The organism is Rhodococcus sp. NCIMB 12038 (assembly GCF_002165735.1).
Taxonomy (GTDB): Bacteria; Actinomycetota; Actinomycetes; order Mycobacteriales; family Mycobacteriaceae; genus Rhodococcus_F.
In genome coordinates this window covers 72,477-99,358 of sequence record NZ_NHML01000006.1, presented here as the reverse complement: position 1 = coordinate 99,358, position 26,882 = coordinate 72,477, and the positions used below count along the sequence as shown (strand labels likewise).

At 71.4% G+C, this 26,882-nt stretch carries 1 protein-coding gene; it reads left to right on the top strand.

The features are described from left to right. The first annotated feature begins 94 nt into the window (after positions 1–94). Positions 95–26,782: a non-ribosomal peptide synthase/polyketide synthase gene (locus CA951_RS10705; RefSeq protein ID WP_087556827.1), complete on the top strand. Its 26,688-nt coding sequence runs from the start codon at positions 95–97 to the stop codon at positions 26,780–26,782. The last annotated feature ends 100 nt before the right edge of the window (positions 26,783–26,882 follow it).

Below are 26,882 nucleotides of genomic sequence, written 5' to 3'. Positions count from 1 at the left end.
TTCGACCCGCAGTGCCCTGGACCCGGAACACCGCGCGGGCGGATACTCGAAACAGTGCGTCCGTCCTGGTAGGGCGGGGCGAGGTCGAGTTCTAGTGTGCCCTGGACAAGGTGAAGGACCCGTTCCGGGGGCGGGGGATCCGCGCCGCCCCGCGGACCTGCGCGTCCCGGGGCAGCGATCGGACGGTTCCGCCCCGGGCGGCGGCGAACCGATTCCGTTGTCGGCGGCGCAGCGGGCCACGTGGTTCGCGCAGCAACTGGAACCGCGGGTCCCGATCTTCATCGCCCAGTACGTCGAGTTCCACGGTGCGCTGGACATGGACCTGCTGCGGCAGGAGACGGTGGAGGCGGCCCGCGAATTCGAATCGCCGTTCCTCAAGGTCTACGACGTCGACGGCCGCCCGCTGCAGTACGTGGACCATCGGACGGACACGTCGATCGCATATGTCGACTTCCGCACCGAAGAGGATCCGGTGGCGGCGGCGCACGAATGGATGGAGCGTGACTACGTCACGCCGATCGACCTGAGCGTCGACCGGCTGGTGGAGACGTCGATCCTGCAGACCGGGGACGCGCACTTCCTGTGGTACAGCAGGATTCACCACGTCGCCCTCGACGGCTACGGAGCCATGACGATGCTGCGCCGCATCGCGCACCGGTATTCCGCGAAAGTCGCGGGCCGCGAACCGGATCCGAACCGGGCGGTCAGCCTGCGGCAGCTGTACGACATCGACAGCCGGTACCGTGCCTCGGACCGGTTCCTGACCGACCGGGAGTACTGGGCGGAGCGGGTCGCCGGGGTCGAGGGCACCACACTGGCGCGAACGGCGGGATACGTGTCCGCCGCCAGCACGGTGGAGAGCGCCGTCCTCTCCGACGACGTCGTGGCCGTTCTCGATTCCCGCGACAGTCCGTCGGCGGCCACCATCATCGCGGCCGCGGCGTGCTACCTGGCGCGACGCACCGGCAGAACCGATGTGCTGGTGACCATCCCGGTGTCGGCGCGCACGACGGCGGTGTTGCGCAATTCCGGCGGCATGCTCGTCAACGTCGCCCCGATGCCCGTCCGCGTCCGCGCCGAGGACACCGTCGCGGACCTGATCGAGCAGGTCCAGCGTGAACTCGTCGCGGCACTGCGGCACCAGCGGTGCAGTCTCGACGACATCCGCCGCGACGCCGGCGACACCGCGTCGACGGCGCTGTACGGGCCGATGGTGAACGTCATGTTGTTCCGCCAGGAGGTGGCGCTGGGTTCGCTGGTCGGCGACTTCCACATCGTCACCTCGGGTCCGGTGGAGGACCTGCTGATCAACGTGTACCAGAGCGGCACGCCCACCAGGATCTTCGTCGACTTCCGCGCGAACCCCAGCCGCTACGAGCGCGGCGAACTGCGGGACCACCATCGGCAGTGCGTCGAACTGCTCGCGGAACTGGCCACCGCCGACCCGGCGTCGCGGGTGGGCGACATCCACGAGGAAAGCGCCCGCATCGGGGAACGGTTGCTGGGCGAGGCCCGGGAAGTCGAGTACTGGCGCCGGCGACTGGACGGGTTGCCCGACCTCCTGCCGTTGCCCACCGACCGGCGCCGGCCCGCCAGGCTGTCGCCGGAGAGCGACCGGGTCACCGTGGTGGTGCCTGCGGAGTTGCACCGCCGGGTGGTCGCGCTGGCCGAGGACGCAGGCACCGCAGGCCGCTCGGTGTTCCTCACCGCCCTGTCGATCCTGCTCGGCCGGGTCACCGGAAGCAGTGACATCGCCGTCGGAACAGCAGTGGACGTGGGCGACCACACGGACACCGTGGTGGTGCGTTCGCGGTACGCGGGCGCGGTGTCGTGCCGCGACTACCTGGCCCACGTCCGGGACGTCGCCGCGGAGGCGGTGTCGCACACCGGGGTTCCGTTCGACCGTCTGGTGCAGGAGCTCGGCGTGTCGGTGTCGGAGGCGTACGCACCGATCGTCCAGGTGCTGCTCGACACCCGGCCCCCGGGCTCCCCGGATGCGGAGTTCCCCGGCCTCGACCTGTGCGTGTCCGTGACGGAGGCGGTCGGCGAGTCGGGGGAACCTGCCGGTGCGACCGTCGAATTCGGCTTCGCCGCAGACCTGTTCGACGCCCGCACCATCCGGGTGGCCGCCGAACGGTACCTGCGCATCCTCGGTGCGATGACGGCCGGTCCGGACGTTCCGGTCGGCGACATCGAGATCCTGTCCGTCGCCGAACGTTCCGCGTTGACACCGGTCCGGGGCCTGCCCGCCCGGTCCGAGCGCACCCTGCCCGACCTGTTCGCCGACGCCGCGGCACTGGAACCGGCGGCGACGGCCCTCACCCGGCAGGGCGAGGAATTGTCCTACGGTGAGCTGGACCGGTGGTCGACGCAGGTCGCGCGGATCCTGATCGACCGGGGTGTGGGACCGGAATCGTTCGTCGCGCTGGCGCTGCCGCGGTCGTTCCGGTCGGTGGCCTCCGTCTGGGCGGTCGCGAAGACGGGGGCGGCGTTCGTTCCCGTGGACCCGAACTACCCGGCCGACCGGGTCGACTACATGCTGGCCGATTCGGGTGTGGTGCTCGGTCTGACCGAGCAGTCGGTGCGCGGCCGCCTGCACGACTCGATTCCGTGGTGCGTGCTGGACGACCCGGACTTCCGAGCCGAGTGCGCCGCCCGCCCGGACAATCCGCTGACCGACTCCGACCGCACTCGGCCGCTGCACCTCGACAACGCCGCGTACCTGATCTACACGTCCGGTTCGACGGGGCAGCCGAAGGGCGTCACCGTCACCCACCGCGGGCTGGACAACTTCGCCGCCGATCAGCAGGAGCGGTTCGGCGCCACCAGATCGTCTCGGACACTGCACTTCTCGACCCCCAGTTTCGACGCGTCCGTGTTCGAGTACTTGCAGGCCTTCGGGGTGGGCGCCACCATGGTGGTGGTGCCGCCGACCGCGTACGGCGGCGCCGAACTGGCCGACCTGCTGCGATCGGAGCGCGTCACGCACGGTTTCGTCACCACCGCGGCGCTGGGAACGATCCCGCCCGATTCGCTGGGCGACTTCCTCGACGTGGCCGTCGGCGGCGAGGCCTGCCCGCCCGACCTCGTGGCCCGGTGGGCGCCCGACCGCAGGCTGTACAACGCGTACGGCCCCACCGAGACCACGATCATGGCGAACATCAGCGCGCCGATGACCGCGGGTGACCCCATCACGCTGGGCGGGCCGATCCGGGGCGCGGAGGAAATGGTGCTCGACGCCCGGCTCCATCCGGTTCCCGTCGGGGTGCCGGGTGAGCTGTACATCGCCGGGTGCGGTGTGGCCCGCGGCTATCACCGGCGTCCCGGACTCACGGCGGCGCGGTTCGTCGCCGACCCGTACGGCCGGGGCCGGATGTACCGCACCGGCGACGTGGTGCGGTGGCGGCCCGACCACACGCTCGAGTACCTGCGGCGCAGCGACTTCCAGGTGAAGGTGCGCGGATTCCGCATCGAGCTCGGCGAGATGGACGCGGTGCTGCAGACACACCCGGACGTGCGACTGGCCGTCACCATCGGCAGGCCGGGCCCGTCCGGGGACACGGTTCTGGTCTCGTACGTCGTCCCCGCTGCCGGCAGGCCGATCGTGACGTCGGAACTGCTGCGGCAGGTGCGGAACCGGTTGCCGGCGTACATGGTTCCCTCGGTGGTCGTGGTGCTGGACGAGATCCCGCTGAACCCGGTCGGGAAGCTGGACCGCGCGGCGCTGCCGGAACCGCGGTTCCTGTCCGCGGCCGCCGAGTTCAAGGCGCCTGCCGACCCGGTCGAGGAGTCGATCGCCGAGGTGTTCACCGAGGTCCTCGGCGTCGAACGGATCAGTGTCGACGACAGCTTCTTCGACCTCGGCGGCAACTCGCTCGTCGCGACGCGGGTGATCGCCCGGGTCAACGCGGCACTCGGTTCGGACGTGGGGGTGCGGGCGTTGTTCGAGGCGCCCACCGTCGAACTGCTGGCGGCGCACGTCCGCCGGGCGGGCACGGAACTCGTGGACCGGCCACCCCTGACCGTCGGGGAGCGGCCCGAGCGCGTCCCGCTGTCGCTGGCGCAGCAGCGGATGTGGTTCATCAACCAGTTCGACACGTCGTCGGTGGCGTACAACATCCCGATGGCCGTGCGGCTCATCGGACCCCTGGACGCAGACACGCTGCGGGCCGCGGTGGGGGACGTGATCGAGCGGCACGAGTCGCTGCGCACCAAGTACCCCGCGTCGGAGGACGGGCCGTACCAGGTGGTCGTCGACACCGCGGACGTCGTTCCCGACCTCACCCCGCAGGTCGACGGCGACGAGTCGCTGCACGACCGGATCGCGACCCTCCTCGAGAGCGGGTTCGACGTGAGCGCGAAGGTCCCGCTGCGCGCGGCCCTGTTGTGGACCGGCCCGGACGAACACGTGCTCGTGATCGTGGTGCATCACATCGCGGCCGACGGGGCGTCGCTCGCGCCGCTGGCCCGCGACCTGATCGTCGCCTACTCGGCGCGCCGGTCCGGGACCCTGCCGAGCTGGGAGCCGCTGCCCGTGCAGTACGCCGACTTCAGCGTGTGGCAGCGCCGCCTGCTCGGCAGTGCCGAGGACCCGGACAGCCTCATGTCCCGGCAATTGCAGTACTGGCGCGAAGTGCTGGCCGACCTCCCGGAGGTCAGCGCGCTCCCGCTCGTCCGGAACCGGCCGGTCACCCGCTCGCTCGCGGGGGCGACCGCGGCGTTCCCGATCGATGCCGGCCTGCACCGGAAACTGCTCCTCCTCGCACGCGAGCACAACGCGACGCTGTTCATGGTGATGCACGCGGCGCTCGCCGTGCTGCTGTCGCGGATGACCGGATCCGGGGACGTCGCCATCGGCACCCCGATCGCGGGTCGCGGCGAGGCGGCGCTGGACGACCTGGTGGGGATGTTCGTCAACACACTGGTGCTGCGGACTCCGGTGGCATCGGGCGACGTGTTCATCGACGTGCTGGCGCGGGCCCGCGACACGGATCTGGGAGCGTTCGGGCACACGGACGTCCCCTTCGAGAGCGTCGTCGACGAGCTGGCCCCCGGCCGGTCGACGTCGCACTCGCCGCTGTTCCAGGTGCTGCTCGAATTCCAGAACACGGTGCGCGCCCACCTCGAACTGCCGGGCCTCACCGTCGAAGCGGTCGACGTCGACCCGGGCGTCGCCAAATTCGACCTGCAGTTGTCGCTCGCCGAGCACCACGACGAGAACGGCGGCGCCGCGGGAATGTCCGCGGCCTTCCTGTATGCGACGGACGTGTTCGACCGGACGTCGGTGGACGGGTTCGGGGAACGCTTCGTCCGGGTTTTGCGGGCGGTGGTGGACGACCCGGTTGCGGTGGTGGGGGACATCCCGGTTCTCGGCGGCGCCGAGCGCGACCTGGTACTGGACCGGTGGAACCGGGAGGGCGTCACCGCCGAGGCGCAAACGGTGGTCGAGTTGTTCGCGCGGGTGGCCGCGGACACCCCCGACGCCACCGCGGTGGTGTGTGGCGACGAGACACTGACCTACGGCCAACTCGACGAGCAGGCGAACCGGTTGGCACGGTTGCTGATCGCCGAGGGGGTGGGCACCGAGTCGCTGGTCGCGGTGATGGTGGATCGCACACCCGCCCTCGTGGTGACGTTGCTGGCGGTGCTTGCGGCCGGCGGCGGGTACGTCCCGGTCGACACCAGCTATCCCGCCGAGCGGGTGGCGGCGATGTTCGAGGACGCGCAGCCCGTCTGCGCCGTGGTGAGCGCGGAATTCGCGTCGGCGGCCCCGGCCGGACTTCCGGTGGTGGTGATCGACGATCCGGCGACGGATCGTGCGGTGGCGGGACTGTCCGGGCTGCCGGTCACCGACTCGGACCGGCTGCGGCCGCTGTGGGGCGACGCCGTCGCGTACGTCATCTTCACGTCCGGATCGACCGGGCGGCCGAAGGGCGTCCAGGTGTCGCATCGGTGCGTCGTCGCGCTGCTGGCCAACACCCGGGACCTGTTCGGGTTCGACTCGTCTGACGTGTGGACGCTGTTCCACTCGTATGCCTTCGACTTCTCCGTCTGGGAACTGTGGGGTGCGCTCGTCCACGGCGGCAGGCTGGTGCTGGTCGACTACTTCACCGCACGCTCGCCGGACACGTTCCTCGAACTGCTCCGGCGGGAACGGGTGACCGTGCTGAACCAGACGCCGACGGCGTTCTATCAACTGACGGAGGCGGATCGCGCGGCGAGCGCCGTCGAGGACGGCGACGCAACGCCATTGTCGTTGCGGCACGTGATCTTCGGTGGCGAAGCCCTCGACGTCGGGCAACTGGAGAAGTGGTACACCCGGCACGACGACCGCGCCCCCGTGCTGGTGAACATGTACGGCATCACCGAGACCACCGTGCACGTCAGCTTCCTCGCCCTCGACCGGGCGCTGGCGGCGTCCGTGCCCGGCTCGGTCATCGGCGGCGGACTCCCCGGACTGCGGGTCTACGTCCTCGACGACCGGTTGCATCCGGTGCCGCCCGGGGTGGTGGGCGAGCTGTACGTGTCCGGCGACCAGGTGACCCGCGGCTACATCGGACGGCAGGGTCTGACCGCGACGCGGTTCGTCGCCGACCCGTTCGATCACCGCCGGGCCGGGGCGCGCATGTACCGGTCGGGCGACGTCGTGAAGTGGGGTGCGGGCGGCCGGCTCGAGTACGTGGGGCGCAGCGATTTCCAGGTGCAGCTGCGCGGATTCCGGGTGGAACTCGGCGAGGTGGAGGCGGCCCTCGCCGCGTGCGCCGGGGTGGCGCAGTCGGTGGTCGTGGTGCGCGGCGACGAGCGGGACGGCGACCGGCTGGTGGGTTACGTGGTCCCCGAGGCGGGCGCCGACGTCGACGCGGCGGCGGTCCTCGACGCGGTCGGGGCGAGCGTGCCGTCGTACATGGTGCCCGCCGCGGTGGTGGTGATCGACGCCCTGCCCCTGACCGTCAACGGCAAGCTCGACCGGAAGTCGCTGCCGGACGCCGACTTCGGCACTGCGACGGTGGGATTCGTGGCCCCGCGCAACCCGGTGGAGGAGATCGTCGCCGCCGTGTTCGCCGACCTCCTCGGCATCGTCCGGGTGGGGGCGAACGACAGTTTCTTCGCGCTCGGCGGGAACTCCCTGACCGCCACCAGGCTCGTCGCCCGCATCAACGCGGCGGTCGGCGACCGCCTGGGTGTTCGGGACGTGTTCGACGCCCCGACCGTCGCCGGCCTCGCCGCCCGCGCCGAGGCCGGGGAATCCCGGACGGACTCCCGGCCCGCGCCCGCCCCACGGGATCCGTCGCGGGAGGTCCCGGTCTCGCTGGCGCAGCAGCGGATGTGGTTCGCCAACCAATTCGACACGGCCAGTGCGGCATACAACGTCGCGATCGCGCTCCGCCTCACCGGCACGCTCGACGTGGCTGCGCTGCAGGCGGCCGTCACCGACGTCGTCGAGCGCCACGAGTCCCTCCGCACCGTCTTCCCGCTCACCGACAGCGGCCCGCGGCAGGTGATCCTCCCACCGGAGTCCGTGGCGCCCGATCTCACACCGCACCCGGTCGCGCCGTCGGACGTCGACGCGGAACTCCACCGCCTGCTCTCCGCGGGATTCGACGTGACGACGGAAGTGCCGCTGCGGGCAAGGCTGTTCGCGGCAGGCGAGCACGAGCACGTGCTGGCCGTGGTGGTGCATCACATCGCGGCGGACGGCTTCTCGATGGTCCCGCTCGCCCGCGACGTCCTGTCGGCGTACACGGCCCGCGCCCACGGCGTGGCACCCGACTGGACCCCGCTGCCGGTGCAGTACGCCGATTACACACTCTGGCAACGGGACCGGCTCGGCGACGAACACGACGAGGAGTCGCCGCTGGCCCGCCAACTCCACTACTGGGCCGCGACGCTCGCCGACATCCCGGACGTGCTGGAGCTGCCCACGGACCGGCCCCGCCCGGCCGCCCGCACCCTCGGGGCGGGCCGCGTCGAGTTCGGCATCGGCCCCGACCTCCACCAGGGTGTCGTGCAGCTCGCGCGCAGGCACGGGTCGACCGTGTTCATGGCGCTGCACGCCACGCTGGCGGTCCTGCTGTCGCGGCTGAGCGCGTCGGACGACGTCGCCGTGGGCACACCGATCGCGGGCCGCGGCGAGGCCGAACTCGACGACCTGGTCGGGATGTTCGTGAACACCCTCGTGCTCCGCACCCACGTCGACGGCGCCCGCACGTTCGCCGAACTGCTCGCGCAGGTCCGCGAGACCGATCTCGGGGCGTTCACGCACGCGGACGTGCCGTTCGAACGCGTCGTGGAGAGCCTGCGCCCCTCCCGCTCGACGGAGTACTCACCGCTGTTCCAGGTGATGCTCGAATTCCAGAACACCGAGCGCCCCGAGTTGGAGCTGCCGGGTCTCCACGTCGAGCCTCTCGACCTCGCGTTCGACACGATCAACTTCGACCTCCAGCTGACCCTGCGGGAGAATGTCGACGCCGAGGGTCGTCCCGCGGGGATCAGTGCGGCGCTGGGATACGCCACCGACATCTTCGACGAGGACACGGTGGCCGCGTTCGCCGAGCGACTGGTCCGGATCCTGGGCGCCGTCACCGACTCGCCGGACGCCCCGGTCGGCGACGTCGACGTCCTCGGCGCCGGCGAGCGGGCCGCCCTGACGCCGGTGAGCGGGGGACCCGGCGTGCCGGCGCGGACGCTGCCGCAGTTGCTGAGGGCCGCCACCGTGGACCCGGATTCCGCGGCACTGGTCTTCGACGGACACCGGGTGTCGTACCGGGACCTCGACGAACGGTCGGACCGGCTCGCCCGGCTCCTGATCGGGCGGGGCGTCGGCCCGGAACAGGTGGTGGCGCTGGCCTTGCCGCGGTCCATCGAATCCGTGCTGGCCATCTGGTCGGTGGCGAAGGCCGGGGCCGCGTTCCTGCCGGTCGACCCGAACCATCCGGCCGAGCGCATCGAGTACATGCTCGGCGATTCGGGCGCCGTCGCGGGTCTCACCACGGCCGCGGTGCGGGCCGCCCTGCCCGCGTCGATCCCGTGGCTGGTGATCGGTGACCCCGGCACCGACGCCGAGCTGTCCCTGTTCCCGGCGACGCCGGTGACCGACACCGATCGCGCGTCCGCGTTGCACGTCGACCACCCCGCGTACGTGATCTACACGTCGGGATCGACCGGCCGGCCGAAGGGTGTGGTGACCACACACCGTGGTCTGGCGAATTTCGCTGCGGCGGAACAGGACACGTTCGGCACCACCGCGGAGTCCCGGACCCTGCACTTCGCGTCGCCGAGCTTCGACGCGTCGGTGCTCGAACTGATGCTGGCGACCGGGCCGGGCGCGACGATGGTGATCGCAGCCCCGTCCGTCTACGGCGGCGAAGACCTGGCGGAACTGCTGCGGCGCGAGCGGGTCACGCACTGTTTCGTCACGCCGGCGGCGCTCGCGTCGGTCGATCCCGCCGGCCTCGAGAGCGTGCGGTGCGTGGTGACCGGCGGCGAGGCCTGCCCGCCGGAACTGGTGGCGCGCTGGGCGCCGGGCCGGACCATGTTCGACGCGTACGGTCCGACCGAGTCGACGGTCGTGTCGAGCATCAGCGCCCCGCTGGCGCCGGGCGAACCGGTCACGATCGGCGCGCCGACACTCGGGTTCACCGAGACCGTCCTCGACGCGCGACTGCACCCGGTACCGGCAGGCGTGGCCGGGGAGTTGTACCTCGCGGGCCCCGCGCTCGCACGCGGCTATCACGGCAGGCACGCCCTCACCGCGGAACGCTTCGTGGCCAACCCGTTCGGGCCGCCGGGCAGCCGGATGTACCGGACCGGCGACCTCGTGCGCTGGACGGCGGACGGACAACTCGACTACCTCGGGCGCACCGACTTCCAGGTGAAGATCCGCGGATTCCGCATCGAACTCGGCGAGGTGGAGTCGGCGCTGCTCGCCCACGCGGACGTGGCGGCGGCGGTCGCGGACGTGCGCCGCGACGGGCACTCCGGCCGGCGGCTGATCGGGTACGTGGTCCCCGAACCCGGCGCGGCCGTCGATCCGGGCGAGGTCCTGCAGTTCGCGGGCACGCGGCTCGCGTCGTACATGGTGCCCGCCGCCGTTCTGGTGATCGCGGCGCTCCCGGTGACGGTGCACGGCAAGATCGATCGGAAGGCGCTGCCGGAACCGGACTTCGGTGTCACCGTCACCGACAGCCGGCCGCCGCGCACCGAGACGGAGGCGCTGCTCGTCGGTCTGTTCCGGGATGTCCTGGGACTCGCCTCGGTGGGCGTGGACGATTCGTTCTTCGCGCTGGGCGGCGACAGCATCATGTCGATCCAACTGGTGGCCCGCGCGAAGGCCGCGGGTCTGATCCTCTCCCCGCGGGACGTGTTCGAGCGCCGGACCGTCGCCGGTCTCGCCGAGGTGGCCCACCACGAACGCGCCGATGCCGTGGTGCTGGAGGAACTTCCCGGCGGCGGAGTCGGCCCGGTGCCGCTGACCCCCGTCGTCGCGTGGATGCTCGACCGCAGCGGCGGCAGGCTGGAGCGGTTCTCCCAGTCGGTGCCGGTCACCGCGCCACGCGGCCTCACCCGCGAGGATCTCGCCGCCGCCGTCGACGCCGTGCTGGACCGTCACGACATGCTCCGCGCGCGACTCGCCGCCGACGACGCGGGGCAGTGGGCGATGACGGTGCTGCCGACCGGGTCGGTGCGGGCCGACGCGCTGATCCACCGCGTGCCCGTGACGTCGTTCGACGCCGGCGACTTCGCGGCAGTCGCGAGAGCGGAACTGAACGCGGCGGCGGACCGGCTGGACCCGGCCGCGGCCAGCATGGTGCAGGTGCTCTGGTTCGACGGCCCGGACGGGCAGGGGCGCCTGCTGCTGGTCGCGCATCATCTCGTCGTCGACGGCGTGTCCTGGCGGATCCTGATCGCGGATCTCGCGGCCGCCCACACCCGCGTCGCCGAGGGTCTGCCCGCGGCGCTGCCGGCGGTCGGGACGTCGATGCGGCGATGGTCGCACGGGCTCACCGATGCCGCGCGGTCCCGGCACGCCGAAGGTGCACTGTGGCAGTCGATCCTGGACGGACCCGATCCGATTCTCGGCTCCCGGCCGCTGGATCCGGACGTCGACGTGGAAGCCACGACGGGCCGCGTCGTCGTGGACGTGCCGACCGGCGTCACCGATGCACTCCTCACCACACTGCCTTCCGCGTTCCACGGCGCCGTCGGCGACGGCCTGCTCACCGCGCTCGCACTGGCGATGATCCGATGGCGGCGGCACCGCGGAATCGACACTGCCGACGTGCTGATCAACCTCGAGGGCCATGGCCGCGAGGACCACGTCGTGCCGGGCGCCGACCTGTCCCGCACCGTCGGATGGTTCACCACACTGTTCCCGGCGCGACTCGACCTCACCGGCATCGACGTCGACGCGGCACTCGCCGCCGACGATTCGGCCGGGGCCGCGATCAAGTCCGTCAAGGAACAACTGCTCGCCATCCCCGACCACGGCATCGGGTACGGCATGCTGCGGTACCTGGACCCCGGCGACTCCGCGGCACTGCGCCGATTCCGGCCGCCGCAGCTGAGTTTCAACTACCTCGGCCGGGTGGCGACGAGCGCAGGCGACGTGCCCTGGCTCCCGGTCGCGGACAGCGGGGACCTCGGAGGAACCCAGAACCACGACATGCCCGCCGCCTGGGTCGTCGATATCAACGCCGCGACCACCGTCCGGGACGGGGCGCCGGTGCTGACGGCGACGTGGTCGTACCCCACCGGTGTGCTGGCCGCCGAGGATGTGGAAGACCTGTCCGCACTGTGGGTGCGGGCGCTCACGGCACTCGCCGAGCATGCGGGCAGGCCGGGCGCGGGCGGGCTGACCCCGTCCGACCTCGACCTGGTGTCCGTCGGGCAGGCCGATATCGACCGGCTCGAGCGCACCTACCCGGACCTCGCCGACATCTGGCCGCTGTCCCCGCTGCAGGCGGGTCTGCTGTTCCACGCGCAGTTGTCCGAGCATCGCCTCGACGCCTATCAGGTGCAGTTGGTCCTCGACCTGCGCGGCACCGTCGACCCGGCGAGGCTACGCCGGGCCGCTCAGGGCCTGCTGGATCGGCACGCGAATCTTCGTGTGGCGTTCGCCGACACCGGCAACGGACCGGTGCAGGTGGTACTCGATTCGGCGATCGCGCCGTGGAGCGACGTCGATCTCTCAGACATCGACGACTCGGCGTTCCTCGCCGCCGACCGCGCCGTCCCGTTCGAGATGGCCGAGGCGCCGTTGCTCCGATTCACGTTGCTGCGCACCGCACCCGACCGGTACCGGCTGGTGCTCACCCACCACCACATCCTGCTCGACGGCTGGTCGACGCCGCTGGTGATCAAGGACCTGCTCGTCCTGTACGCCACCGACGGCGATACGAGCGCCCTGCCCCGCGTCACGCCCTACCGCGACTACCTGCAATGGATCGGCAGGCAGGACCACGAACGGTCCACGGCCGCCTGGGTGTCCGCCCTCGCCGGCGCGGACGAGCCGACGTTCGTGGCACCCGCGGCGCACGGCGAACAGTCCTTCGCCGAACCCGAGGACGTGCGCCTCGAGGTGGGCGAGGAGAAGACCCGCGCGTTGGAGTCCCTCGCACGCGAGCGCGGACTGACGATGAACACCCTCGTCCAGGTGGCGTGGGGGCTGGTGCTGACCACGCTCGGCACCCGGGAGGACGTGACGTTCGGTGCCACCGTGTCCGGCCGACCACCGGCGGTCGCGGGCATCGAGTCGATGGTCGGGCTGTTCATCAACACGGTGCCCGTTCGGCTGCGCCTGCGCCGGGAGGAGACGCTCGCCGAACTGCTGCAGCGTTTCCAGCGCGAACAATCGGCCTTGCTCGATCACCACTACCTGGGACTCACCGAGATCCAGCGCGCCGTCGGGGAGGGAGCCGCGTTCGACACGCTGACCGTGTTCGAGTCGTACCCGGTCGACCGGATGGGGCTGTCGGAAGACACCGACATCGGCGGCATGCACGTCGCCGGGATCGAGGGCATCGACTCCACCCACTATCCGTTCACCTTGATGGCGCACGTCGACACGGCACTGCACCTGCGACTGCGGTACCAGCCGAACGTCTTCGGCAGCGAGTTCGCGGAGTCGGTGGCCGCCCGTGTCGCACGGGTCGTGCAGATCCTGCTGTCCGACATCGACACCCCGCTCGCGCACCTGACCCTGCTGTCGGAGGCCGAACTCCGGGAGTACACCGCGGTCTGCGGCGCCCCCGCCGGGCCGCCGAGGACACTGCCCGAGATCCTCACGACGTCGGCCGGGCACCGGCCGGACGCGTCCGCGTTCGTCTTCGACGGGCTCGAGACGAGCTACCGCGAACTCGACGAGCGGTCGAGCGCGCTGGCCCGCGTGCTGATCGAACGGGGTGCCGGGCCGGAGACGTTCGTGGCGCTCGGGCTGCCCCGGTCACCGGAATCGGTGCCTGCGGTGTGGGCGGTCGCCAAGACCGGAGCCGCGTTCGTGCCCGTCGACCCGACCTATCCCGCCGACCGCATCGAGAACATGCTGGCCGATTCCGGTGCGGCACTGGGGGTCACGACGTCGGCGCACCGGCACCGGATGCCCGACACCGTGCCGTGGCTGGTGCTGGACGATCCGGCCTTCGAGCGCACCTGGTCCGCCGCCTCTTCCGCCCGAATCACCGACCTGGACCGCCGGTCGGTGCTCGACGTCGACCACGCCGCCTACGCGATCTACACGTCCGGGTCCACCGGCAGGCCGAAGGGCGTCGTCGTCACCCACCGCGGTCTGGCGAACCTGCTCACCGAGCAGACCGAGCACTACACCGTGTCGCCCGACTCCCGCTGCCTGCACATCTGCTCACCCAGTTTCGACGTGGCGATCCTCGAACTCGTCCAGTCGTGCGCGGCGGGCGCGACGCTCGTGATCGCGCCCCCGGACGTCTACGGCGGCGCGGAACTCGCGGACCTGCTGCGCCGCGAACGGGTCACCCACGCCTGCATCACCCCGGCCGTCCTGGCCACCGTGGAGCGCGACGGCATCGAGCACCTCGAGGCGCTCGTCGTGGCGGGCGACGCCGTCGGCGAAGAACTGGTGGCCACGTGGGGCGCGGACCGGGCGATGTTCAACGGTTACGGCCCCACCGAGGCGACCGTCCTCACGACGTTCAGCACGCCGATGACACCGGGAGAACCGGTCACGATCGGGAGCCCCGTCCGCGGCATCGCACTGTCCGTCCTCGACGCCCGGCTGCAGCCCGTCCCGGCCGGGGTGCCCGGCGAGTTGTACATCGCGGGACCGGCTCTGGCCCGCGGCTACCACCGGCGCCCGTCGCTCACCGCAGAGCGGTTCGTCGCCAACCCCTACGGCCGCGGCCGGATGTACCGCACGGGCGACGTCGTGCGGTGGCGTCGCGACCACACCCTCGAGTACCTCGGGCGCAGCGACTTCCAGGTGAAGATCCGCGGTCAGCGCGTGGAACTGGGGGAGATCGACTCCGTTCTCACCACCCACCCGCACCTCGACTTCGCCGCGACCCTCGGCAGGCCGGGCCCGCTGGGAGACACGGCACTCGTGTCGTACGTCCTGCCGCACGACGGCGAGGAGGTGGCGGCGCCGGACGTGCTCGCGTTCGCGGGCCGCATCCTGCCGAAGTACATGGTGCCCGCGGCCGTGGTGGTGCTCGACGAGATCCCGCTGACCCCCGTCGGAAAACTCGACCGGAAGGCGCTGCCGGCACCGGAATTCGTCACGGCGACGCTCGGTTACCGGGCGCCCACCACTCCGGTCGAGGAGGCCGTCGCGGACGTGTTCGCCGAGGTGCTCGGCGCCCCGCGCGTCGGTGCGGACGACAGCTTCTTCGACCTCGGCGGCGACTCGCTCAGCGCCACCCGGGCCGTCGCGCGCATCAACTCCGCCCTCGACGCCGGGATCGGGGTGGCCGCACTGTTCGACGCGCCCGTGGTGGCCGATCTGGCGGTCCGGATCGATTCGGCCGCATCGACGAGGACGCCGTCGGTGGCGCTCGCCGCCGGGCCGCGACCCGACCGGATACCGCTGTCGCTGGCGCAGCAGCGGATGTGGTTCGTCAACCAGTTCGACACGACCTCGCCCGCCTACAACATCCCGATCGCCCTGCGGCTGACAGGCGCGCTCGACCGCGCCGCCCTGCACGCGGCGGTCGGCGACGTCGTGGAGCGGCAGGAATCGCTGCGCACGGTGTTCCCCGGGTCGGTCGACGGGCCGCACCAGGTGATCGTCGATCCCGGACGAGCCACCCCCGGCCTCGACCCGGTGCCCGTGTCCGGTGACCGTGCACTGCAGGACGCCGTCGCGGCACTCGTCGGCACGGGTTTCGACGTGAGCGACGAGATTCCTTTCCGCACAAAGCTGTTCGAGCTAGGTCCTGATCAGCACGTCCTCGCCATCGTCGTGCACCACATCGCCGCCGACGGGTTCTCGATGATGCCGCTGGCCCGCGACGTCATGCTCGCGTACACCGCCCGGACCGTCGGGGAGACACCTGGCTGGACGCCGCTGGCGGTGCAGTACGCCGACTACAGCGTGTGGCAGCGGGACGTCCTCGGCGGGGTGGACGATCCGGGCTCGGTGATGTCTCGCCAACTGGGCTACTGGACGGACACGCTGTCCGGCGCGCCCGAGTTGTTGCAGATCCCGGTCGACCGGCCTCGACCCGCGCAGCGGTCGTACCGCGGGGACGTCGTCGAGTTCGACGTGCCCGCGCGACTGCACCGGGCGCTGAACACGATCGCGGCCCAGCACAATTCGACGCTGTTCATGGCCGTGCACGCGGCGTTCGCCGTGCTGCTGTCCCGGCTGTCGGGCACCGGCGACGTCACGATGGGAACGCCGGTCGCCGGTCGCGGGCAGGCGGCACTCGACGACGTGGTCGGCATGTTCGTCAACACCCTCGTCCTGCGGACCGTGGTGGACCCGCGGGCGTCGTTCGGTGAGGTCCTGACCGCGGTCCGGGCCGCGGATCTCGGCGCGTTCGAGCATGCGGACATCCCGTTCGAGCGGCTCGTCGACCACCTCGCCCCCGAGCGGTCCACGTCGCACGCCCCGCTGTTCCAGGTGCTCATCGAGTTCCGGAACGCGGAGGGCACCCACCTCGAGTTGCCGGGACTCACTGTGGATTCGCTCGACGTGGACCTTCGGGTCGCGAAATTCGACCTCGAACTGAGCGTCGCCGAACAGGTCGACGAGGACGGCGCACCCGCCGGACTCGCCGCCGGCCTGCGGTTCGCGACGGACGTGCTCGACCGCGACACGGTGACCCGGTTCGCGGAACGGTTCCTGCGCGTGCTCGACTCGATCGCCGCGGCCGGGGCGCTCCCGGTGGGGGACATCGACATCCTGGACCCGGCGGAGCGGGAGTCGGTGCTGCCCGCGTTCGCCGAACCGGTCGGAGCGCACGCGACGCTGGTGGAACTCTTCGAGCGGGCCGCGGAGCGGTCCCGCGACGCGACGGCCGTCGTCTGCGAGGGCGCGTCGCTCACCTACGAAGAGCTGGACACCCGGTCGAATCGCCTGGCGCGGTTGCTGATCGCGCGCGGCGCGGGCCCGGAGACCCTGGTGGCCGTCGCCGCCGCGCGGTCGGTGGACCTGGTGGTGGCGCTGCTCGCGGTGGTGAAATCGGGAGCCGGCTATGTGCCCGTCGACGTCTCGTACCCGGAAGAGCGGCTCGCGTACGTGTTCGCCGACGCCCGGCCGGTGTGTGTGCTGACGACTGAGGCCGAATCCGGTGCGGTCCGGCCGAGCGGGATCCCGGCCGTCCTCGTCGACAGCGCGGAGACGGCGGCCGAACTGGACCGCATGTCGCCGCTGCCGGTGACCGATGGTGACCGGAGCGGACCCCTGCACCCCGACTCGGTGGCGTATGTCATCTACACCTCCGGCTCGACGGGACAGCCGAAAGGCGTTCAGGTGTCGCACCGCAACGTCGCCGGCCTGTTCGCGCACACGCAGCCGCTGTTCGGTTTCGCCGCCTCCGACGTGTGGACCATGTTCCACTCGGCGGCGTTCGACTTCTCCGTCTGGGAGTTGTGGGGTGCGCTGCTCCACGGCGGCAGGCTGGTGGTGGTCGACTACTTCACCACCCGCTCACCCGACGCGTTCCTGCGACTGCTGCGGGACGAGAACGTCACCGTCCTGAATCAGACCCCCACGGCCTTCTACCAACTTGCCGAGGCGGACCGGGTGTCCGGCGGCACCGAACTGGCGCTGCGCGTGGTGGTGTTCGGCGGCGAGGCCCTCGACCTGGGGCAGCTCACCCGCTGGTACGCGCGACACGGAGACACCGTCCCGGCGCTGGTGAACATGTACGGCATCACCGAAACCACCGTGCACGTCAGCCATCTGCCGCTGGACGAGGAAGTCGCCGCGTCCGCGTCGGCGTCCGTGATCGGCCGGGCCCTGCCCGGACTGCGCGTGCACGTGCTCGACTCCCGCCTGCACCCGGTGCCGCCGGGAGTGGTCGGGGAACTCTACGTGTCCGGCGCGCAGGTGTCCCGCGGGTACCTGGGCCGGTTCACGCTCACGTCGACCCGGTTCGTGGCCGACCCGTACACCCCCGGATCCCGGATGTACCGGTCCGGCGACCTCGGCCGGTGGAACCGCGAGGGTCAGCTGGACTATCTGGGCCGCAACGACTTCCAGGTTCAAGTGAAGGGGTTCCGCATCGAACTGGGCGAGGTGGAGTCGGCGCTCCTCGCCTGCGACGGTGTGGCGCAGTCGGTGGTGCTGGCGCGGAACGAGCGCCTGGTGGGCTACGTGGTGCCCGAGGCGGGCCGGGTGCTGGACCCCGCCGGGATCGTCGACACGGTCGGGGGCCGGCTGGCGGCGCACATGGTGCCCGCCGCCGTGGTTGTGCTCGACGCCCTGCCGCTCACCGTGAACGGCAAACTCGACCGCCGGGCGCTGCCCGAACCGGACTACGGCCGGCAGGTGTCGCTCGGCCGCGCACCGGCGACGGAGACGGAACGGATCCTCGCCGGCCTGTTCGCCGAGGTCCTCGGCCTCGACACGGTGGGAGTCGACGATTCGTTCTTCGCGGTGGGCGGTGACTCGATCATGTCGATCCAGCTGGTCACCCGGGCGAAGGCGTCCGGGGTGGTGATCACCCCGCGGGACGTGTTCGAACGCAAGACGGTGGCCGCGCTCGCGGAGGTCGCCACGTCGGGGGAGGAGACGATCACCCTCGAGGAGCTGCCCGGCGGCGGCGTCGGTGAGTTCCCACTGACCCCGATCGTGCGCTGGATGCTGGGCCGGGAAGGCGATTTCCGGCGGTACTCGCAGGCCGCGCTGTTCACGACGCCCGCCGAACTGGACGAGGACACGCTGACTGCGGCGATGCAGGCCGTCCTGGACCGGCACGACATGCTGCGTGCCCGCCTGTACCGCAGCGACCGCTGGATCATGGCGACCGCGCCGCCGGGATGGGTGCGGGCCACCGAGGTGGTGCGCACGGTGCCGCTCGGTGCCGCGGACTCGTTCACCGACGCCGCGTCCCGCGAACTGGACGCCGCCGCGGGCCGTCTGGACCCGGAGTCGGGTGTGATGGTGCAGGCGGTGTGGTTCGCGAGCACCGGAGAACCCGCGGCGGGGCGATTGCTGATCGTCGCCCATCACGTGGTGGTCGACGGGGTGTCGTGGCGCATCCTCGTCCCCGATCTCGCCCTCGCCTGCGCCCGGTTGCTGTCCGGTGAGGCGCCCGCCCTGCCCGACACCGGCACGTCGATGCGCACCTGGGCGCACGCCCTCACCGACGTCGCGCAGGAACCCTCCCGCACAGCCGAACTCGGCCTGTGGCGGCGGATGCTCGACACCCCCGACCCGCCGCTGGGGTCGCGGCCGCTGACCCCTGCCGACGTCCAGACCTCCGACGTCGAGGTCCAGCTTCCCGTTGCCGTCACCGAGACCTTGCTGACTTCGCTCCCGCAGGCGTTCCACGGGAACGTGGCGGACGGGTTGCTGACGGCGCTGGCGCTGGCGCTCGTCCGGTGGCGCCGCGACCGCGGGATCGAGTCGTCCGCCGCGCTCGTGAACCTGGAAGGGCACGGTCGTGAGGAACACGTGGTCCCGGGCGCCGATCTGGCGCGCACGGTCGGCTGGTTCACCACGATCTTCCCGGTGGGCCTCGACTTGGGCGGCGTGGACGTGGGGGACGCGTTCGCGGCGGGTCCGGCCGCCGGCGACGCGGTCAAGGCGGTGAAGGAGCGGCTGCACTCGATCCCCGACCACGGCATCGGGTTCGGGCTCCTCCGGTACCTCGACGACGACACGGCCCGGGAACTGTCGGCACAGGCGAGTCCGCAGGTGAGCTTCAACTACCTCGGCAGACTCGGCGCGGGCACCGCCCCGGGCGGTGACTGGATGCCACTCTCCGACGCGGGACTTGCCGCCGCCGCGCACTCCGGGCTGCCCGCGGCGGCTATCGTCGACGTGAACGCCAGAACCAGCGACACCGCCGCAGGTCCGGTGCTCACGGCGACGTGGTCGTTCCCCGTCGGGGTGATCGCGGCGGCGGACGTCGGCGAACTCGCGCGACTGTGGGTGCGGGCGCTGGAGGCCGTGTCCGAGCACGCCCGGTCGGGTGGCGGCGGCTTCACCCCGTCCGACCTGAACCTCGTCCGACTCGGCCAGAGCGCGATCGACGACCTCGAATGCCGGTACCCGGCGATGACCGACGTCTGGCCGTTGTCGCCGTTGCAGGCGGGCATGCTGTTCCACGCCGAACTGGCCGTCGAGTCGGTGGACGCCTACCTCGTCCAGCTGATTCTCGACCTCGCCGGTGACGTCGATGCGGCACGGTTGCGCCGGGCGGCAGGGGCGCTCCTCGACCGTCACCCGAATCTGCGCAGCACGTTCTGCCACGATGCCGACGGCGGGGCCGTGCAGGTCGTCTCGGGCCGGGTCACCGTGCCCTGGCGGGAGATCGACCTGAGCGGACTGGACGGGGACGCGGCGGAGGCCGAGATCGAGCGGCTGCTGGCCGCCGACCGGACCACCCCCTTCGACATGGCCACCGCTCCGCTGATCCGGTTCCTGCTGGCGTGGACGGGGGGCGGCCGCTGCCGACTGGTGTCGACGAACCACCACATCCTGCTCGACGGCTGGTCGATGCCGCTGATGATCCGGGAACTGCTCACGCTGTACGCCACGGACGCCGACCCCTCGCCGCTGCCCCGCGTGCGGGACTACCGCGACTACCTGGCGTGGATGAGCGGGCGCGACACGGGCATGTCCGCGCGGGCCTGGGCGCACGCCCTGGACGGGGTAGAGGAACCGACGCTGCTGATCCCCGCGGACCGGGGGCGGCAACTGTCGACCGTCTCGCGGGAGTGGGTGTTCGACCTCGACGAGGACCGGACCGACCGGTTGCGCGAATCCGCGCGCACCCGCGGGCTCACGCTCAACAGCATCCTGCAGACGGCGTGGGGCATCGTGCTGGGAATGCTCACCGGACGCGACGACGTCGTGTTCGGTGCCACCGTGTCCGGCAGGCCGCCGGAACTCGCGGGCATCGAGACGATGGTCGGGCTGTTCATCAACACCGTGCCGGTGCGGGTCACGCTGCGCCCCGACGAGACGCTCGGCGCGTTGCTGGAGCGGGTGCAGGCCGAGCAGGCGGCGATGCTCGATCACCACTACACGGGTCTCGCCGAGATCCGGGACGCCGCGGGCCCCGGCGCCGGATTCGACACTCTCACGGTGTTCGAGTCGTATCCGGTGGACCGGGCCGGGCTGTCGGAGGACACCGACATCGCCGGGCTACGAGTGACCGGCGTCGACGCCCGCGATGCCGCCCACTACCCACTGAGTCTCGTCGCGTCCGCGGCGGCGAGCCTGCACCTGAAGTTCGAGTACATCCCAGACCTGTTCGCCCCCGGCGAGGTCGAGGACATCGCCGACCGGGTGGTGCGGGTGCTCGACGCCTGTGCCGGACCCGACGTTCCGCTGGCCCGGCTGTCGCTGCTCACCGAGCGGGAACGCGAGGAACTGGTGCCGGTCCGTGGTGGCCCGGCAGGTTCCGTGCGCACTCTCGCGCAGATCTTCACCGACGCCGCGGCGGTCGACCCGGAAGCGGTCGCCCTGTCGTCCGGCGACGTCGAGGTGTCGTATCGGGAGCTGGACGAGCGGTCCACCCGGCTCGCGCGTGCCCTGATCGGTCGCGGTCTCGGCCCGGAAATGTCGGTGGCCGTGGGTGTTCCGCGTTCGATCGAATCGGTGCTGTGCATGTGGGCGGTGGCCAAGGCCGGGGCCCTGTTCGTGCCCGTCGACCCGAACTATCCCGACGAACGCATCGCGCACATGCTCACCGACTCGGAATGCGCTCTCGGGCTGACGACGTCCGAGCATCGCGCCCGGCTGCCCGGGAGCACGCGCTGGCTCGTCCTCGACGACCCCGCGTTCGACGCCGAGTGCGCCGCCGGTTCCACGGCGCCGGTCGGCGACCGCGACCGCACGGCACCGGTCACGCTCGACTCCGCCGCCTACGTCGTCTACACGTCGGGCTCCACCGGAATGCCGAAGGGCGTCACCGTGACGCACCGCGGCCTGGACAACTTCGCCAAAGACCAACTCGCCCGCTTCGGGGCGGACTCGGAGTCCCGGACGCTGCACTTCTCGACCCCGAGCTTCGACGGGTCCGTGTTCGAATACCTGCAGGCGTTCGGCGCCGCCGCGACGATGGTGATCGCGCCGCCCACCGTGTTCGGCGGCGACGAACTCGCCCAGCTGATCCGCGACCGGCGGGTCACGCACGCTTTCGTCACCACCGCGGCGCTCGCATCCCTCGACCCCGCCGGGCTGGATCTGTTCGCCGACGTCGTGGTCGGCGGCGAGGCCTGCCCACCCGAACTCGTGTCCCGGTGGGCGCCGGGACGCCGGTTGTACAACGGGTACGGGCCGACCGAGACCACGGTCATGTCCAACATCAGCGATCCCCTGACCGCGGGGGAGCGCATCACCATCGGCGGACCGATCCGCGGTGTCACGGAACTGGTGCTGAATTCGCGGTTGCAGCCGGTTCCGGCCGGGGTTCCGGGGGAGTTGTACCTTGCCGGTGCGGGACTGGCGCGCGGCTACCACCGCCGTCCCGGGCTCACCGCGGCACGGTTCGTGGCCGACCCGTGCCGTCCCGGCGAGCGGATGTACCGCACCGGCGACATCGTGCGCTGGACCGCCGGGCACACCATCGAATACCTGGGCCGCAGCGACTTCCAGGTGAAGGTCCGCGGATTCCGCATCGAACTCGGCGAGATCGACACAACGCTCGCGGCGGTCCCCGGCGTCCGGTTCGCGGTCACCGTCGCCTACCGCGGCCCCGCCGGCGACACGCTCCTCGCGTCCTACGTCGTGCCCGCCCCCGGGCACACCCTCGACACCGTCGACCTCACCCGCGGTCTCGCGAGCAGGCTGCCCGCCCACATGGTTCCGTCATCGATCACCGTGCTGGACGAAATCCCGCTGAACGCCGTCGGCAAGTTCGACCGCAAAGCCCTGCCCACCCCCGAATTCGACGTCGGCGCCGCCGAATACCGGGCACCCGCCGACCCGGTGCAGGAGACGGTGGCCGACGTCTTCGCGGAGGTACTCGGACTGGACCGGGTCAGCGCGGACGCCGGATTCTTCGACCTCGGCGGCAACTCGCTGAGCGCCACCCGCGCGGTGGCCCGCCTGCGCGCCGCGCTCGGCACCGACATCGGGGTGCGGGCCCTGTTCGAGGCGCCCACGGTGGAGACGCTCGCCGCGCGCATCGAGCACGCGGGAGCGGGTCCGTCCGGCCGTCCCGCCCTGACCGCCGGGGACCGCCCGGGCCGCATCCCGCTGTCCTACGCCCAGCAGCGCATGTGGTTCATCAACCAGTTCGACACGAGTTCGCCCGCCTACAACATTCCGATGGTGGTGCGGCTCACCGGCGACCTCGACGTGGACGCGCTGAGGCTGGCGGTCACGGACGTCGTGACCAGGCACGAGTCGCTGCGCACCCGTTTCCCGCTCCGTGACGGCGAACCGGTGCAGGAGATCCTCCCGCTGCCGGCGCCGATGCCCCCGCCCACCGCGGTCGCGGACGACAGCCGGCTCCGGGAGGAACTCACCCGGCTGGTGTCGGCCGGCTTCGACGTCGCCGCCGCCGTCCCGCTGCGCATCGCCCTGTTCACGCTCGACCCGACCACACGGGTCCTCGCCGTCGTGGTGCACCACATCTCGGCCGACGGCTTCTCGATGGCCCCGCTGGTGCGGGATGTGATGGTGGCGTACGAATCCCGCGCCCACGGTCGCGCTCCCGCGTGGACGCCGCTACCGGTTCAGTACGCCGACTACACCCTGTGGCAGCGCAGACTGCTCGGTTCGGAGGACGACCCCGGGTCGCTGATCTCGCGGCAACTGTCCTACTGGGAGTCGGCGCTGGCCGGGCTGCCCGAACTCCTCGAACTGCCCATCGACCGCCGGCGTCCCGCGCAGCAGTCGTTCCACGGCGACCGGGTGGGCTTCACGATCGAGGCGGGGCTGCACGAGCGGATCCGGGCGGCGGCTCGCGAGCATCGGTCCACCGAGTTCATGATCGTGCACGCCGCGCTCGCCGTCCTGCTCGGGCGGCTCGGTGGCACGGGCGACGTGGCGATCGGCACCCCGATCGCAGGCCGCGGTGAGGCGGCGCTCGACGACCTCGTCGGCATGTTCGTCGGCACACTGGCCCTGCGCACGACGATCGAGGCAGGGCAGCCGTTCCGCGACCTGCTCGCGCAGGTCCGCGACGCCGATCTCGGTGCGTTCGCACACGCCGACCTGCCCTTCGAACGGGTGGTGGACGCCGTCGGCCCGGTGCGCTCGACCGCCCACTCGCCGCTCTTCCAGGTGTCCCTCGAATTCCAGAACACCGAGAGTCCCGCGCTGCGGTTGCCCGGGCTGAGCGTCGAGGGACTCGATCCCGACCTCGCGGTCGTGAAGGTGGACCTCGAGGTGATCCTCGACGAGCGGTTCGACACCGACGGCGCCCCGGCGGGCATGACGGGGGCGATCGACTACGCGACCGACCTGTTCGACGCCGACACGGTTCAGGGTTTCGCGGAACGGTTCGTGCGCATCCTCGACTCCGTCACCGCCGAACCCGGCCTCCCGGTCGGCGACATCGAGATCCTCGGCACCGACGAGGTCGCGGCGCTCACCCCGGCGCGCGGAGCACCCGACGCGCCCAACGTCCTGCTGCCGGACCTGCTGACGGCAGCGGTCCGACTCGACCCGGATGCCGACGCGCTGTCGTACCGGGGCCGCGCGATCACGTACCGCGAACTCGACGAGACGTCGAACCGACTGGCGCGCCGGCTGATCGAGGCCGGGGCGGGACCGGGAACCACTGTCGCGCTGAGCCTGTCGAGGTCGATCGAATCGGTGCTGTCGGTGTGGGCCGTCGCCCGGACGGGCGCCGCGTTCCTGCCCGTCGACCCCGGGTATCCGCCCGACCGGATCGAGCACATGCTCACCGACTCGGGTGCGGTGTCGGGCGTGACCGTCCGGGAACACCGCGATCGGCTGCCCACCGCCGTGACCTGGATCGTGCTCGACGACGTCCGGGACGCCGACCGGATCAGGTCGCAGTCACCGGACCCGGTCACCGACGCGGACCGGACCGCACCGCTCCACGAATCGCATCCCGCGTATCTCATCTACACCTCCGGATCCACGGGCGTGCCCAAGGGCGTGGCCGTCACGCACCGCGGCCTGGCAAACCTCGCCGCGGAGGAACGGGACCGCCTCGCCGTCACCCGAGGCTCGCGGGTGCTGCACTTCGCGTCGCCGAGTTTCGACGCGTCCGTCTTCGAACTCGTCATGGCGTTCTGCGCGGGTGCGACGCTGGTGATCGCACCGCCCACGATCTACGGCGGCACCGAACTGGCCGCGCTGCTGAGCGAAGAGCGGGTGTCCCACGGATTCGTCACCCCGACCGCACTGGCGTCGATGGACCCGCTCGGCTTCGAGTCGCTGCGGACGCTGGTCGTGGCCGGTGAGGCCTGCCCACCCGAACTCGTCGCCCGGTGGGCGCCCGGCCGCCGCATGTTCAACGCCTACGGTCCGACCGAGACGACGATCATGTCGAACATCAGCGACGCGCTGGTGCCGGGCGACCCGATCACACTCGGCGCACCCACCCGCGGCGTCGCGGAGGTGGTGCTCGATTCCCGGCTGCGCCCGGTGCCGGTCGGTGTGGTCGGTGAGCTGTACGTCTCGGGCCGCGCCCTGGCCTCCGGGTATCACCGCCGGTCCGGTCTGACGGCGTCCCGTTTCGTGGCCGCACCCTGGGGCGCCCCCGGCGACCGGATGTACCGCACGGGTGACGTGGTGCGGTGGCGCCGCGACGGCACCCTCGAATACGTCGGGCGTAGCGACTTCCAGATGAAGATCCGCGGGTTCCGTATCGAGCCCGGCGAGATCGACGCCGTCCTCACCGCCCACCCCGACGTCGGGTTCGCCGTCACGATCGGCCGGGCCGGGCCGGCCGGGGAACCGCTTCTCGTCTCCTATGTCCGGCCGGTCGGCGGCGCGGACGTCGACACCGCGGAACTGTCCCGCCTCGTCGGTGAACGGCTGCCGTCCCACATGGTGCCCGCCGCGATCGTCGTGCTCGACCGGATCCCGTTGACGCCGGTCGGCAAGCTGGATCGCGCCGCGCTGCCCGCTCCCGAGTTCCTCTCGGGCACCCGCTTCCGGCCACCCGCCACCGACCTCGAGGCGGCGATCGTGGACGTGTTCGCCGAGGTCCTCGGTCTCGACCGGGTCGGGGCCGACGACAACTTCTTCGAGAGGAGCGGCAACTCCCTGCTCGCCACGAAGGCGGTCGCCGCGCTGCAGGAGCGACTCGACCGGAAGATCCCGTTGCAGTGGATGTTCCTCGATCCCACACCGTCCGGCCTCGCCCGCAGGATCGCACTGCCGTCGGCCGAGGGCGCAGTGACGGAGGCGCTGGCGGTGGTGATTCCGCTGCGCACCGAGGGCACCGGACGACCGCTGTTCTGCGTTCACCCGGGAATCGGGCTGTCCTGGGGATACGCGGGCCTCGTCCGCTATCTGCCCGCCGACCGCCGCGCGTACGGTCTGCAATTGCCCACGATCAGCGGGGACGGTGAATACCGGTCGATCGAGCAACTCGCGCACCGGTACGTCGAAGAGATGAAGGCCATTCAGCCGGAGGGGCCGTACGACCTGCTCGGCTGGTCGCTGGGCGGGGTCATCGCCCACGCGATGGCCGTCGAACTCCAGCGGGCAGGCGACGACGTCGCGACCCTCGCCGTCATGGACAGCTATCCCGACAACGGTGAGGACCCGCTGTTCGGGAAACTCGACATGCGGGATCTGCTCCGCGGGCTGGGCCTCGTCGTCGCCACCGACGGCGAACTCACGTACGAACGCGCAGCGCAACTGCTCAACGAATCGTGGGGTAGCGACTCCGGACTGCGCGGAGAACACCTCGAGCGGATCAACGCCGGATACGAGAATTCGCGGGAACTCGTCCACCGGTTCGAACCGCAGGTCTACGACGGCGACCTGCTGATCTTCCCCGCGACCGGCGACGACGACGGCACCACCCGCGCCCGGTCGGCGGAGGAGTGGCGGCCGCTGGTGACCGGCCGGATCGCGGAGTATCCGGTGGACTGCGGGCACAACGACATGATCGAGCCGCAGTCCCTCGCCGTCATCGGTCCGGTGCTGTCGAGGTATCTCGACACCGATCGCACCCCGCGCCGCGACGACCGAATCGGCTGAACGCGGCCACGCCGCTGTGCAACGATGGGTTCTGTGCGCCCTGTGGACGGCGAACGATCGATCTGGGGGACGGCGAAGAACTACCGCCTCCCGCATTCGC